The sequence below is a fragment of the Photobacterium damselae genome, from assembly GCF_003026815.1.
GTDB lineage: Bacteria > Pseudomonadota > Gammaproteobacteria > Enterobacterales > Vibrionaceae > Photobacterium > Photobacterium damselae.
Genome location: NZ_PYOG01000031.1, coordinates 24,213 through 39,303 on the forward strand (window position 1 = coordinate 24,213; position 15,091 = coordinate 39,303).

The 15,091-nt window shown below is 39.3% G+C and carries 11 protein-coding genes; 4 read left to right on the top strand and 7 right to left on the bottom strand.

What is annotated here, in order from left to right:
- The first annotated feature begins 221 nt into the window (after window positions 1–221).
- Window positions 222–1,874: a GGDEF domain-containing protein gene (locus CTN07_RS19030; protein ID WP_005304153.1), complete on the top strand. Its 1,653-nt coding sequence runs from the start codon at window positions 222–224 to the stop codon at window positions 1,872–1,874.
- Window positions 1,875–2,113: 239 nt separating this feature from the next.
- The gene (locus CTN07_RS19035) at window positions 2,114–4,510 is read left to right on the top strand and encodes a GH92 family glycosyl hydrolase (RefSeq protein ID WP_005304157.1); all 2,397 of its coding nucleotides are present in this window, start codon (window positions 2,114–2,116) and stop codon (window positions 4,508–4,510) included.
- 55 nt (window positions 4,511–4,565) lie between these two features.
- Here CTN07_RS19035 and cobA read toward each other — a convergent pair whose 3' ends face one another.
- From cobA to CTN07_RS19065, 6 genes are all read right to left on the bottom strand, one after another.
- Entirely contained in the window at window positions 4,566–5,327 is a 762-nt protein-coding gene (cobA, locus tag CTN07_RS19040; protein WP_005304161.1) for a uroporphyrinogen-III C-methyltransferase, read from the bottom strand.
- A 21-nt stretch (window positions 5,328–5,348) separates the two neighbouring features.
- Window positions 5,349–6,167, bottom strand: coding sequence for a nitrite transporter NirC (nirC, locus tag CTN07_RS19045; protein ID WP_005304163.1), 819 nt, complete (start codon window positions 6,165–6,167; stop codon window positions 5,349–5,351).
- A 113-nt stretch (window positions 6,168–6,280) separates the two neighbouring features.
- A complete protein-coding gene (gene nirD, locus CTN07_RS19050; RefSeq protein WP_036765393.1) occupies window positions 6,281–6,610 on the bottom strand; it encodes a nitrite reductase small subunit NirD in 330 nt (109 codons plus the stop codon).
- Window positions 6,610–9,174 carry a nitrite reductase large subunit NirB gene (nirB, locus tag CTN07_RS19055; RefSeq protein WP_005304165.1) on the bottom strand — a complete coding sequence of 855 codons (2,565 nt, stop codon included), beginning with the start codon at window positions 9,172–9,174 and terminating at the stop codon, window positions 6,610–6,612. The genes nirD and nirB overlap by 1 nt, the downstream gene beginning before the upstream one ends.
- Before the next feature lie 164 nt (window positions 9,175–9,338).
- Window positions 9,339–10,286, bottom strand: a complete 948-nt coding sequence (locus CTN07_RS19060) for a precorrin-2 dehydrogenase/sirohydrochlorin ferrochelatase family protein (protein WP_005304168.1) — start codon at window positions 10,284–10,286, stop codon at window positions 9,339–9,341.
- A gap of 213 nt (window positions 10,287–10,499) precedes the next feature.
- Window positions 10,500–11,054 carry a YbhB/YbcL family Raf kinase inhibitor-like protein gene (locus CTN07_RS19065; RefSeq protein ID WP_005304171.1) on the bottom strand — a complete coding sequence of 185 codons (555 nt, stop codon included), beginning with the start codon at window positions 11,052–11,054 and terminating at the stop codon, window positions 10,500–10,502.
- A gap of 180 nt (window positions 11,055–11,234) precedes the next feature.
- On the opposite strand from CTN07_RS19065, the gene CTN07_RS19070 reads away from it, so the two are divergent.
- Together CTN07_RS19070 and CTN07_RS19075 are read left to right on the top strand one after the other, a co-directional pair.
- Window positions 11,235–12,122: a LysR family transcriptional regulator gene (locus CTN07_RS19070; RefSeq protein WP_005304173.1), complete on the top strand. Its 888-nt coding sequence runs from the start codon at window positions 11,235–11,237 to the stop codon at window positions 12,120–12,122.
- A gap of 167 nt (window positions 12,123–12,289) precedes the next feature.
- The gene (locus CTN07_RS19075) at window positions 12,290–12,607 is read left to right on the top strand and encodes a hypothetical protein (RefSeq protein ID WP_005304176.1); all 318 of its coding nucleotides are present in this window, start codon (window positions 12,290–12,292) and stop codon (window positions 12,605–12,607) included.
- Window positions 12,608–12,707: 100 nt separating this feature from the next.
- Here the strand turns inward: CTN07_RS19075 and CTN07_RS19080 are convergent, their stop codons facing one another.
- Entirely contained in the window at window positions 12,708–14,903 is a 2,196-nt protein-coding gene (locus CTN07_RS19080; RefSeq protein ID WP_005304179.1) for an immunoglobulin-like domain-containing protein, read from the bottom strand.
- Window positions 14,904–15,091 lie beyond the last annotated feature (188 nt).

Genomic DNA, 15,091 nt, shown 5'->3' on the forward strand with positions numbered 1-15,091 from the left:
AAATGGGATTATAAATTGATTTTCATCCGATGATAATTGGGTATTGATTTCGTTTTAATGACTATGTGGTATGAATTTTTTGTCCTTATTGGCATAAATAGTATTTAAACTATCATTTCTTCTACGTTTTATCAGGTTAACCTTTCTTTACCGCTCTATTTTTCTTGTATAGTTTTATAAAAAAAATATTATGCATAATAAAAATTATAATAGGTAAATATATGTCGCCAGAAAGAAGAGATTTTAGCTTTAACTATCAACCCATATACGCAAATAATCGTATTAAGTCTTATGAAGCATTACTGCGATTAAATGATAAAAACATCAATATAGAGACCTTCATTCAATCAATAAAGAATAAGCCTCAGTTTGATCTTGATGTTATAAGAGCTGTTCTCTTTGATATTCAAGACCTTAATAATACATTTACAATTTCAATTAATATCTCAATCTTAAGTTTGGAGTCTGATTTTTTCATCAGAAAAGCTCTTAACATTCTGAAAAACAAAAATATAATCTTAGAGATTACCGAGCATGACAAAGCGAACAATCTTGATTTAATTGCTTATAATATTCAGTTACTTAAGAGTGAAACGGGTGTTAAGTTTGCGTTAGACGATTTTGGTCGAGGATATTCAAATACAGAATCTTTAATGTGTTTACCAGTTGATATTATTAAGGTAGATCGTTCTTTAGTAACAAACATTACTGATAGTTACATTAGTTATGCTGTACTCAAGACTAAGATTGGCAAAATCCTTAATATTTTAGAGAAGACGGTTATTGTTGAAGGGATTGAAACACAAACTCAACTAGACCTGATTAACTTAATTGGAGACTGCTGTATTCAAGGCTTCTATTACTCTACACCTCTTGAGCGCGATGTCGCTTTTTGTCATGAATCCAAAAGTATTGAATTTGAGCCTGAACATCATGTCGACTTTATGCAAAAGTTAGACAAACTGATTTATGATCTCACTTTGAATAAGAATCAAGTTATTGATCACAATAGCTTTAATAATATTTTTTTGCATAAAGAGAATGCCGTTATTTTAGATAATGCACAAAGTATGATTGCCCGTTTAAAAGAGCCAACACTTTTACTGTTATCTTCTCTTATTAAAGATTGCGAATGTTTTATTATTATCCGAGATATTAAAGGTACTGCTATATACAATAATGAAAATCATGTGAGCTATATGCGAAAAGATTTTGTTGGCATACCAGTCAGTGAGATCTATGAACAATATCCCGATTATCAATACTGTATTGAGTTAGATAACAAGCTGTTATGCTCAGACTCTAACTTTTTGATCTCAAATGAATCTGTTTGTGTTGATCATAATATTGAGTGTTTCCAAACGTTTCGTCAGAAAATTCAGTATTTTGATCAAACATTCATTATTTGTACCGTTTATCGAGATAATAATACGCTAACGATGCGAAGAGATGCATTGACGGGACTTTATAGTCGAGAAATTCTATCTACACCTTATGCTAATAATTATAATAGATTGATTTTCATAGATTTAAATGGGTTTAAAGCCATTAATGATAAATATGGGCATGGTATTGGCGATCTAAGTTTAAGACAGGTCTCTGAAATCTTATCTGAAAACCTACGTCAAGATGATTTAATTATTCGACATGGTGGTGATGAATTTGTGGTGTTGACCATGATGTATGATGAAGAGCTTATTAATCGCCGCTTAAATGAAATCAACCAGTTGATTGTTGACACATTTTCACAACAAGGCCTGAAGCTGTCTTTCTCTTTTGGTATTTCCGTGGTGTTCGAAAGTGCTCAAAATGCAATAGTAGAAGCTGACGCTAATATGTATAAGCATAAAGAATATTTTAAAAGTAAATATTAATAGATTGATTCCTACCAATAAAGGTAGGAGTCAATCTTTGACTCAAAATCACGTTCTCTTTTATTGGTTACAAAAGTCCAGTAAATGTGCCTAATCTCGTCTTACTCATCTCATTGAACCTCTCTAAGATGCTGCAAAGTTCTTGCACAGCTGTTGTGTGCTTTGCTGATCAAAACGTTTTGCTTTATTGGCCTAATGACAAAACGGATTTTAAATAACAATAAATTAGGTGAAACAAGATGAGTTTTAAATTAACCCCTGTGGCGCTGTCGATCGTGTTATCTTTTGGACTTATTGGCTGTAACAGCGATTCGTCTGACTCTGTATTTAAACCTACACCAGAAACCAGTATTCCATCGACACCCATTGTTGATATGTCGGTGTTAAAATTTATTGATCCTATGATCGGAACCGCGGCATCAGGCCATACCTTCCCTGGCTCTGTTGTTCCTCGTGGCATGGTGCAATTATCACCCGATACTTTTAAAGGAACAAATCAAGATACAGAAGCGGGACAAAATCCATGGCACTCAGCTTCTGGATATTGGGATGCCAGTGACTATGCTAAAGGTGACGTTTTCACGACTGATTTAAATATTTATGGCTTTTCTCATACCCATCTATCAGGAACTGGTGCAACCGACCTTGGTGATATTTTAGTCCTACCATATTCAGATGATAATTTCCGTGAAAATAACTGCTTTGATAAGAAAAATGAAATAGCATCACCAGGTTATTATTCCGTCATTTTAAATGAGGGCAAGATAAAAGCTGAATTGACAACAACAACACGTGTTGGGGTCCATCGCTATACATATGAGAAGGGGGCAGAACGTAAAATTAAGTTAGATTTAGCCCATACTCTCGCAACAAATAACGGTGAATCGCTACAAAACCGTATTGAAATGGTTGATGAATACACAATTCGTGGTCGCCGCGTCTCGACAGGGTGGTTCCAAGGACAAGATATCTTCTTCTACGCTAAATTTAATCAGCCAATTGTTGAAGCGCTTATTGCTCGTGATGGTGGTCAGCCGACTGAAATGAAGATGGGGGCGGTATATGGCTCAATTAATAGTCCGAATAAAGAACAGATCACTTATTTAGATTTTGGCCAAGGTGATACACCAATTGAAATGCGAGTGGCTTTATCTCCAGTTGACTGGGAAGGGGCGCAAAAGAACTTAGAAGTAGAAACACCAAGCTATAATTTTGCCGACGTAAAAGCCAAGGCAGAGCTTGCTTGGGCTCAAGAATTAGCAAGCGTCCGAGTTGAAGGTGGCACTGATACCGAGAAGACAAACTTCTATACTGCAATGTATCACGCCATGATTGCTCCTGTTGAGTACCAAGATGTTGATGGACGTTATCGTGATTTGCTTGGTGGTATTCATACGGCAGATGGGTATAAGAACTACTCAGTGTATTCAACATGGGATAGCTTCCGTGCGGTTCACCCACTGCTAACGATTGTAAATCCAGAACATGCTACTGCTCTTGCAAATGATTTAATCCGTAAATCTCAGGAGACTGGTCTACTACCAAAATGGGAAGGTTACGGCGAAGAAACGGGTACCATGATTGGTTATCCTGCAACAGCAATTATTGGCGATGCGGTAGTAAAAGGTCTTGATGTTGATCCTAAAGCTGCGTTAGAGGCGGCGAAAAAATCAGCCTATTATCGACCTTATGATTTCCCTCAAATCCCGGATCATACTTTACAAGCGGTAATGGCGGGCCAATTAAGCTATTACGAGCGTGATAAATGTGTTGGTTTACCTAACTGGAACTCAGTTTCTTATGCTCTCGAGTTTTCATATTACGATTGGACTATTGGTCAAATGGCGAAAGCCGCAGGTGATGAAGATGCATATCAAGAGTTTAATGATCGTGCTTATTGGTCGTTAAATCATTGGGATACTGATGCTGGTTTCTTTGTCCCTGTGCAATTAAACAGCTGTGAAAAAGAGTTTGAATCAGCAAAATTTGATCCATATACATCTGATGCTTATTGGTATACCGAAGGTAATGCTTGGCAGTGGCAATGGACCTTTATGCAGGATATGGACAAACTGACAGAAGTGATGGGGGGGCCTGTAGGATTCCAACAAAAGCTTGATGCTCTTTTTGCAGCAGATCCAAATGGTGGTCATAACCATCAAGATATGACAGGTTTTATTGGTCAATATATCCATGGTAATGAGCCGTCACACCACGTAATTTATTTATACAACAGAACCGCGACACCTTGGAAAGCACAAGAATATTTGGATAAGGTTTACAAAGAGTTCTATAAACCAACGCCTGATGGCATCATTGGAAATGAGGATGTTGGCCAAATGTCTGCTTGGTACATTATGTCTGCAATGGGCTTTTATCAAGTGACTCCAACGGATCCAACTTATACCATTGGCCGTCCTATTTTTGATAAAGTTGTGATTACACTACCTGATGGTGATTTTACTATTACGGCTGATAACAATAGTGCCGAAAATAAGTATGTGAAATCGGTACTGATTAATGGGCAACCATTGAATAAATTTAATACGTTTGAACACAGTGAAATTAAAGCAGGTGGTTCTCTACACTTTGTGATGACAGCAGATAAGTCTCAGGCTATGAGTGCAAATATGTAATTGAATTAAATAGATACAGAGAAACGGCCAATTTGTATTGAATTGGCCGTTTTTGTTAGCAATTAAACCACTTCAACTGATGGTGAAGTGAAGTAACACTACCAATAATCAGTAAGGCTGGGCTTTCGGCTTGATCTGCAAGGCTGGGTAACTCATTAAGCTGACAAATTAAGACTCTTTGATTTGGAGTCGTTCCTCGTTCAACAATGGCACATGATGTGGTTGGTAATAACCCCTGCTGCAGCAATTTCTCAGTAATATAACCACACTGTTTAAGGCCCATATAGAATACCAAAGTCTGATTTTTCTGGGCTAATGCAGGCCAATTATGTTCTTGTCCATTTGGCTGCAAATGACCTGTAATAAACTGCACGCTTTGCGCATGATCTCTGTGTGTTAATGGAATACCAGAGTAAGCGCTGCATCCTGTTGCTGCCGTAATTCCCGGTACAACTTGATATGGAATTTGCTCAGAGGCTAGCAACTCCAATTCTTCGCCTCCGCGTCCAAACATAAATGGGTCACCGCCCTTAAGACGAACAACCTGTTTGCCCTGTTTTGCTTGATCGCACAAGATCTGATTGATCATATGCTGCGGGACACAATGATAATCAAGTTGTTTACCAACATAGATAAGCTCGGCCGTTAAGTTTACTAACCCCATGATTTCTTTAGATACTAATCGGTCATAGACCACAACATCCGCTTGTTGAATTAAGCGCAATGCTTTTACAGTTAAAAGATCGGGATCGCCAGGCCCTGCGCCCACTAAAGAGACAAAACCAGTTGTTGTTGTGATATCAGAAGCATTTGTCATAGGGTTAGATACTCTTTATGGTTACGCTTTAGCTGGATTAGATGTACAGGCTTGAGCATCACTTACCGTAACAGGACGCTCATTTTTTGGCGTCACATACCAGTAGCCAAGACCCATAAAGATAGCGCCAGAAACCATATTGCCAAGTGACACCCAAAGCAGATTATGACCTATACCTGCTAGAGTGAAATCTGCGGCAGATTGGCCAAACCAAGAGAGGGCAAAAATTGTCATATTGGCGATAGAGTGCTCATAACCTGAACCAATAAAAGCCAATAAACACCACCAAATAGCAATAAACTTACTTGCACCATCGGTACGTTGACACATCCAAATGGCTAAACACACCAGCCAGTTACATAAAATGCCTTTAAAAAACAGAACCGAAGCAGGAGCCATTGTTTTAGCTAAAGCTACTTTGTGAACTAGGCTCGTAGCATCAGGCAGTAATTTACCTCCACCTGCATACATAAAGAGAGCTGCAACAAAAATGGATCCTAATAAGTTACCCAACCAAGTTTGAGGCAAAATAATAGCATTATCGCGCCATGAAATTTGTTTGGTTTTAGCTCCCAATGCAAGGAACATCGTATGACCAGTAAATAGCTCAGAGCCAGCAATAATCACTAAAGTTAACGCCACCCCAAATGTTGCGCCCATTACAATTGGACGAATAGCAGGGTCAACAAGGTTACCAAAAGTGAAAATTAAAATGATACCCAGTCCAACATACGCCCCTGCCATGGCTGAACTTAGCCAAAAGCCAAATGGATTTTCACTGGCTAAACGTTTGATACGAGCCGCGTTATCGCCACATTTTTTGATCGGTTCTGCGAACATGATTGTTTCCTTTCATAAATTAAGACACTAATAGCGGCTCGATAGATGTTGTGAACGATACAAAACCTATAAACCGCTATAGATATCTCAACTCATCTGATTTTATGGATGAGTTAACTCACTTGAACTTCAACCGAGTTTTGATTTATGCGAACAGGATAGGATTTCACATTAAAACGTTCATCTTCTAAACAACGACCATCAACTAGATTAAAACGCTGCTTTTTCAATGGACTGGCAACCCATAGTTCATCTTGATGTTCACAGATTAAACCGCGAGATAGTACATTGGCTTGAGCAAATGGATCTCGATTACTGATCGCAAAAACCTGCTCATCATGGCGCGGTCTAAAAAGGGCGATTTGCACGTTATTGACTAGTGCGCAGACACCTGTACCTGGAATAATATCGTCTACAGAACAGACTAATTGCCAATTACTCATTATTTGTTCTCCAAGCTAACATGTAGAATATCGCCTTGCTGTTGAGGATGCTTTTCTTGGTAAGTGGCAGGGCGGTGCTGGTCGCGTTCAGGAACAAAGACCACGTTATCATCACGTTGATCACTGTTAATAAAGTGACTAAAACGTTTTAGTTGTTGTGGGTTTTGTAGAGTTTCGGTCCATTCACAGCGATAGTTTTCAACCAAACGGGCAACATCGGCTTCAAGCTGTTTATTGATGCCTAAGCTGTCATTGACTATCACTTCACGAAGATAATCGATACCGCCTTCCATATTCTCTAACCACACCGATGTACGTTGTAGCTTATCGGCGGTACGGATATAAAACATCATGAAGCGATCGATGTATTGCAGTAGTGTTGTTTGATCCAGATCGGCTGCGAGAAGGTCTGCATGGCGAGGTTTCATACCTCCATTACCGCATACATACATATTCCAGCCGGCATCAGTTGCAATAATACCAAGGTCCTTGCCTTGCGCTTCTGCACACTCTCGAGTACAGCCGGATACACCAAATTTCATCTTATGAGGTGTACGAATGCCTTTATAGCGATTTTCTAGCAGAGAACCCAGTCCGACACTGTCTTGCACACCGAAACGACACCATGTGCTACCGACACAAGTTTTCGCCATACGCAACGCTTTTGCATAGGCTTGTCCTGTTTCGAATCCCGCATCAATTAAGCGCTGCCAAATAGCTGGAAGGTCATCTTTTTGGGCTCCAAATAAACCGATACGCTGCGCACCTGTGATTTTGGTATATAAATTATAGTCACGAGCAACATTTGCCAGTTCAGCCAGTGCTAAAGGCGTCACTTCGCCTCCTGCCATACGCGGAATAACAGAATAAGTACCGTCTTTTTGTAGGTTACCTAAGAAATTGTCATTGGTATCTTGCAGTGGAACATTCTGTGGTTTTAGAACATGATCGCCCCAGCATGAGGCAAGAATAGAGCCGATAGCTGGTTTACAGGTTTCACACCCGTAGCCTTTGCCATGCTTTTCCAACATTTCTTCAAAGCTTTTAATGCTTTCGATACGAATAAGATGAAACATTTCTTGGCGAGAATAAGGGAAGTGTTCACACAGATTATGGTTAACTTCAATCCCTGATTTTGCAAGTTCCGCATTGAGCACTGAAGTCACAAGAGGAATGCAACCGCCACATCCAGTACCAGCGCCAGTGACTGCCTTGATATCTGCTAGGGTATGATTCCCTTCTGCAACTGCTTGAGCAATCTTGCCTTTGGTGACATCAAAACAAGAACAAATAACGGCTGAGTCTGGAAGAGCATCTGCGCCTAGTGCGGGTTTTTCTGCACCTGCGTGGGCCGGAAGGATCAAGCTATCAGGATGTTCAGGAAGTTCAATATCATTTAAGGTTAATTGCAGTAAGTCACCATAATCTGATGTATCACCGACCAATACAGCACCTAAGAGTTTTTTGCCGTCTTCAGAAACGATCAGACGCTTATAAACTTCTTCTGCTTCATTAAGATAAACATAGCTTCGACAATTTGGTGTACGACCATTGGCATCACCTATACTGCCAACGTTAACACCAAGAAGTTTAAGCTTAGCACTCATATCAGCGCCTTCAAAAACACTCTCTCGATTAAGCAGATGATCGACAGCAACTGTCGCCATTTTGTAGCCAGGAGCGACTAAACCAAAGAAACTTTCATTCCAAGAAGCACACTCACCAATTGCATAGATATTAGGATCTGAGCTCTGGCAAACATCATTAATTGCGATACCACCACGAGGTGCAATATCCAGTTTTGCTTGACGAGCTAACTTATCTTGAGGGCGAATACCGGTTGAAAATACGATGAAATCCACTTCGAGGGAGGTACCATCAGCAAAGTTTAAGGTATTTCGTGCATCTTGGCCTTGAGCAACAATTTCTTTGGTATTTTTGCTGGTATGAACTTGCACTCCCATTCGCTCGATTTTATTGCGAAGTTGTAGACCTCCTTGAAGATCTAGCTGCTCTGCCATTAGTACAGGTGCAAATTCGATAACATGGGTTTCCATACCTAACGCCTTGAGAGCGCCAGCAGCTTCTAAACCAAGTAGGCCTCCTCCAACAACGACACCACTTTTACTTTTCTTCGCACATGCCTCAATTGCTTTAAGATCTTCAATTGTGCGGTATACAAAGCAATCTTTATTTTCATTGCCCTGAATCGGTGGTACCCAAGGATAGGAGCCTGTTGCCAAGATCAGTTTGTCATACACCACTTCTCGACCAGAGCTTGAGTAAACCACTCGATTTTCACGGTTAATGTTAATGGCACGCTCACCGATAAGGACATTAATTCCGTGTTGTTGGTAGAAGCCTTCTTTAACTAATGAAAGTTCTGCTGCGGTATGGTGAGAGAAATAGGAGGAGAGGTGAACTCGGTCGTAGGCAACGCGAGGTTCTTCACAGAAAACGGTGATATCGAAAAGTTGAGGATCTGTTTTATCGACTAAATCTTCAATAAAACGATGCCCAACCATTCCATTACCGATGATGACCAACTTGATCTTGCTACTCATAGCGAATCCTGACACTGATAAAATAACTGTCTGGATTTTCGATTGTGTAGAAAAGTTAATATATGATGTAAATCAATTACAAGTTAATACTATCCTAAAGGGGTATATGAAGATTATTTGTCACATTTCTTCATAATCTGTGTTCTGCCCTATACTTCGGAGGTTTATTGGTTATCTATAGCAGAAACAAGCAGTAAACGAGTTGAGTATGTTGGATTGTGCTGTAATTGTTCTATAACGGTTTTATCTGGAGTTAAGAGACAAATACGTTGAGATTTTTCTCGGTTATCCAGTAATTTAACCAGATCATGACCATCAATAAAGGATTGACGATCAGCATCTCGACGACATAAATCAATAAAAATATCGGGAGTAGTGGTAGCAAAAAGAACCAATTCAGCTTGCTGCATAAGCCTTAGAGCTTTAAGGGTTAAGAGTTCAGGATCTTGGCCTACATGAACGACAGTAATATGTTGTTCTTGCTGAGTGTTATTTTGTAATAAATTAACAAAAGCGGATTCTAATTCCTCTTCTGTTGTTGCTATATCGACAGCCGTCAGATTAAAAAATTTTTCCCAGAATTTACGACGTTCATCTACGGTTGCAAAATGTTGTTTAATTCGTGTGCGTTGCATACCTGCATAGTTGGCAATTAAGGACAGATTTTGAGGAAGAACTGTTTCAATTTTCTCTCGTAAATAACGTACTAAAACTGGCGATGCGCCACCGCTGGAAATTGCAATTTGAATAGGACTACGGTCGACCATTGAAGGTGTTATAAAATGGCAAAGGGGAGGGTTATCAATCACATTGACCCAAAGACTTCGTTGGGTCGCATCACTATGAATTTGCTGATTGAGTGCTTGTTGATTGGTTGTAGCCCAAACTTGATCGAATCCAATGAGATCTTCGGTTTGATAGCATTTTTGTCTATAAGTGAGTCGGCCATTGGCTACTAACTGCTGTAAATAAGGGTGCAGTTGTGGTGAAACCAGCGTGATATTGGCTTGTGCTTTAAGTAATAAATCGACTTTACGGCATGCCACTTCACCGCCGCCAACGACTAAGACTTGGCGATCATCTAAACGAAGAAAAACTGGGAAAAAATCCATTACCACTATCCATAAAATCAAAAGTGATCTCTATACTAGCGATTAATCTACTATTGTTTCAATGAGTAAGTGATAACTAAAAGATAGTAAGATCAATAAAAAAACCGCTGTAATACAAGATTACAGCGGTTACGTTAGATTGATACATTACATCTCAGTGATATCAAAATGCCGGATTCGAAGCATTATCATCACTACCGTGTGTATATATAACTATTTACGTGTATTAGTTGGAGCAATAAGCTCTGCTTTACCAATCACGTGACCTAGAATGTTATAACCTGCAAGTGCTGGTGATGCATTTGCTGGCAGATCAATTTTCGCGGTATTTAGCGCATAAACTGTGATAGTGTAGTTGTGTGGTTTTGCTTTTGGTGGAGGACATGCGCCGCCAAAGCCCTTAAAGCCAAAGTCGTTAGTTACCATACTTGCGCCAGCAGGTAGGTTTTTACCATCAACATTACCAGCACCTTCTTTTAATGAATGTACATCAGCAGGGATATTAATCGCCACCCAGTGCCACCAACCACTGCCTGTTGGTGCATCTGGATCATACATAGTTACAGCAAAGCTCTTAGTGCCAGCAGGAACATCAGACCAAGTAAGTTGTGGTGATTCATTGCTACCAGTACAACCCCATTGGTTAAAAACTTGTGCACTGCTTAGTGTTTTATCATTAGTTACATCAGCACTTTTTAATGTCATTGCTTGGGTCATGAAAGCGGGTACAGCAAGAAGGATCCCAGCAGCTAGGTGTTTTAATTTCATGTTCTGCCTCATCTAATTGTGTTCAGAATAATAAAATAATTGTATGGCCCACGAGTATTTCTTATTGAGTATAGGCTATAATCGATAACCTGCATTGTGCTGCTAACACCTTGAATTGACAACTCAAATAAATTGGGTTGTAAAGTGAATAAAATTCAACTCAACCCAAAAGGGGACCCGATGAGAGTAATACCACCTATTAAAGCGGTGATTAATTTTGAAGCTGCAGCTCGATTACAAAGTTTTAAGTTAGCTGCGGAAGAGTTGTGTGTTACTCCTGGCGCGGTTAGCCATCAAATTAGTACGTTAGAAGAGTTTATTGGACAAAAATTATTTCAGCGTCAGAATCGATCTATTAAGCTCACTAATGCAGGCTTGCGTTACTATGAGCGTACGTCATCAATTTTAAGTGATCTTGAACAGGCAACAACTGATCTTGGTCGAATCCATAAACAAAAACAATTAAAAATGGCTTTACCACCGGCGTTACTAAATAAATGGCTATTACCCAAATTTCATCTTATTGCGAATGAGCTTGAAGGGGTCAATGTGACTTTTATCGATACGTTGGATTATCTCGATCTACAGCGAGATGAAATTGATATATCCATTCGTTACGGATTTGAAAAACCGGACGGGTTATATTCAGATTTGTTATTTAAAGAAGACATGATTGCCGTTTGTGCGCCGCATTATCATGAGCAGCATTTTGATAAGCTATCACAGTCGTTCTTAGAATCGTCAACTTTAATTTATACCACAAACCGCTTAGTTCAGTGGGATTTGGTATTGCACCATTACGGTATGAAGCCGCTTAAATGGCAACGTAAGCTCATTTTTCAGAACTCAATTCAGGCCATTGATGCTGCAGTATTAGGCTGTGGTGTTGCGTTTATTAATCGCCGTCTTGTTGAAGAGTTATTAGTTCAAGGTCAATTGGTAGAAGCAATACAAGTCAATATCGATCCAGATAAAGTGCCGTCATACTATTTAGTAAGCAGTTATGAAAATATGCAAGATGAGAATATTGCGAAGTTTTATCAACTGCTTAAAAAACTATGCGAATAGGAAGTAAAAGAGAAATATAACTACGCTTCTTCGATTTATTGAGCAATGTTCAAAAGTGGTATTTATTATTGCTTTTAATGCCTATTGAGAATATTTCCGAGAGGCGTACATTAAATCCCATAGACAGACACATTTGGTTTATAGCACTGTTTATTAAGGATTTTAAAATGAGTCATTTTAACAGCCAAGAACATAAAGGTTCTCAAGGTGGTCATCAACACGGCGCTGAGTTTGAACATGAAAAAATGGAACGCCGTTATGACGATGGGGTAGAGCATAAACATAATCGTGATCATCATCAGATGCGTGATCATGAAGAAAGTCATCCACATACTCAACATGGTGGTGATCCTAAAGGCCATAAGCATCCAGAACAGACACACCATGAACGTCATGAGCATGACGAACATCGCCATCACAAAACTAAAGAGCATGATCATAAAGAACATTCTCGTGAGCACCATAAAACTGGTCATCACGAATAACTATTGCTCAATGAGTTTTCGTTAATAGATTACTCTGCTTATAAAAAGAGTCGAAGTTGTCCCTTCGACTCTTTTACTATTTATTAAACTCTAATTTGAATTACAGTTTGTCCCATGCATCAGGCCAGTATTGACTGGTTGCAGGAGCATAAGAAGCACTTGCACACCAGCCTGAGTATGGCCAAGGTTTACATTGATAAACGTTACCATCTGAACCTAGTACCTTATCACCTTCTTGATACGCAAAACCTGCTTCATAGTTTGGTACATCAGTTGGAGGCGGTGTTGGTTTATCTTTTTCAACTAAGTTAATAGTGTAATTTTTCTCAACAGTTTTTTGTTCTGTTTGTGCTGTTAGAAGAACTTGATGAGCACCTGTTTTAGCATGAGATAGTGCTAACGTAATCGTTTTATCTCCTAACACCGTACCATCAAAATGACCACCAGAAACGGTATTTCCTAAGAGATCTTTTACTTTGATAGTAACAGAACTACTGATATTACTATTAATGGTCATTCGAAGACTTGCACTGCCGTCAACCAAAGTATAATGGGTACTTAATCCTGCGATGGATACTGAAAGTGTAGGATCGGGTTGCTCGCCATCACAATCGCTATTTCCTACTTCACGCCAAACACCCCACTGTCCAGTTGTTCCTGGTTCTTCACCTTGAGTCCACCAACCTGCACGCCAATTTTTACCGTTATGGCTAACAACATCACCTTCAATATAGGTTTTGCTTGCATCCCACGCTGGGGTACACACAATTGAGCCATCATTAACGGTAATAATACGTTTTGCGGTTACTGTTTGATCAGCACTATCGGTTATGGAATAAGTAAGTGTATACTGACCTACCTTTGCTGTATCCACTTGGCCTTCTACTTGAATTGAATCGGTTAGATCACCATCTTCAGCATCTGTAGCACTCACGCCAGCTAATGGATCGAAAGTGTCACCAAGTTTGACCGTTGAATTATCGATGCCTGTGATAGTTGGCATTAAGCTAAATACAGTTACTTTACGTGGTGATTTGGTTTCGTGGTTATCAGAATCTGTTACTGAATAAGTGAGTACATAGTCACCTACGACTTGAGTATTAGCACTACCTTCGACCACGATAGAAGAGGTTAAATTGCCATCTTCTTTATCTGTAGCACTGACTCCAGAAAGTGGGTCAAATGATGCTTTATGTTGAACTCGAGCATCAATCAAGCCTGAGAAAACAGGTTTACCTTCAACTGGCGGTGGTGGTGTTTGGTTATGGATGTATGGGCCATAAGCATTAATAAAGCTGCTGTTGTAGTTTTGGCCTGCACTATTAGTACCAATATCCCAGTTGATCGACCAAGTCATTACCCCTCGTAATGGTTGAGCTTGTGCTTTTAGACGGTCGAATGCATTAAATAAGTCTTGTGGATTTTTCACAAAACCAGATGCTGCGGCGTCGTTATTAGTTGGAATACCAAAGATAAGTTTATCGTGTGGGATCTTATGGAAACCACGAGTACCATTCGCTAATGAATCAGAGATGTAGTAAATGAACTTCTCTTTCATAGCGTCATTATTTTGTGTGATCCATGCATTTTCTTCATCAACCCACAGTCCATCACCACCTTGATTATAAAACTGAGGATTAATCCAATCATAATATTCTTCAAGCCCTGTAATATATGGGATATATTTTCCATTTTGTTTTAAGTATGGAAATTCTGGAGCCATGGTAATTAAGAAGTTCTTACCTTGTGCACGATAGTGGTCTTTCACTAAACGCAATGCTGCAGGAATAACGATCTGGTTATCAGCGGCATCAATCGCGGTTTGCTCAAGATCGATATCTAAACCATCAAAACCATAGATATCTGTTAGGCGAATGATTTCATCGGCAAATGCTTGCTCATCACCCATACGTAATTCAACATGGGCATCGGCTCCCCCGAGCGCGATCAGCACCGAGCGGCCTTGCTCATTCAGTATTTTAATTTGATCAATAAATTCTGCTTCTGAAAGGCCAATAGTTGGATCTAGTTTAAAGGTTGGAATACGACCATCAGCAAGGCTATAGACTTTCATAAAAGAAACATCAACGATATTGTACATAGGGTTAGTTTCTTCTAATGTAATACAGGGCGCATTACCGCCTTGATAACCTGCACCATCACACCAGTTGTGCCAGTAACCAACAACAACGTTACCTTGAGGGTTTACCATGGCATCAGATGCATTTGCTGCAAAGCTAAAACCAGATAGAGCAAGAGCAAGTGCGTTTAATTTGAAGGCCGACATTTTTGTCATATTATTTATCCAATAAGATATTAGGAAAGTGTCTTAATAAATGGGTGTTTTTTTTATTGCGTGAAGTATTACATGGTTTAAATCATTATCAATATATTTATTATTCAACATGGTGAAATATTGACAAATGAAAACTTAATCTAAATTAAATTCTAAATAAGTATATGAGGCTAACAACGAAATAATGC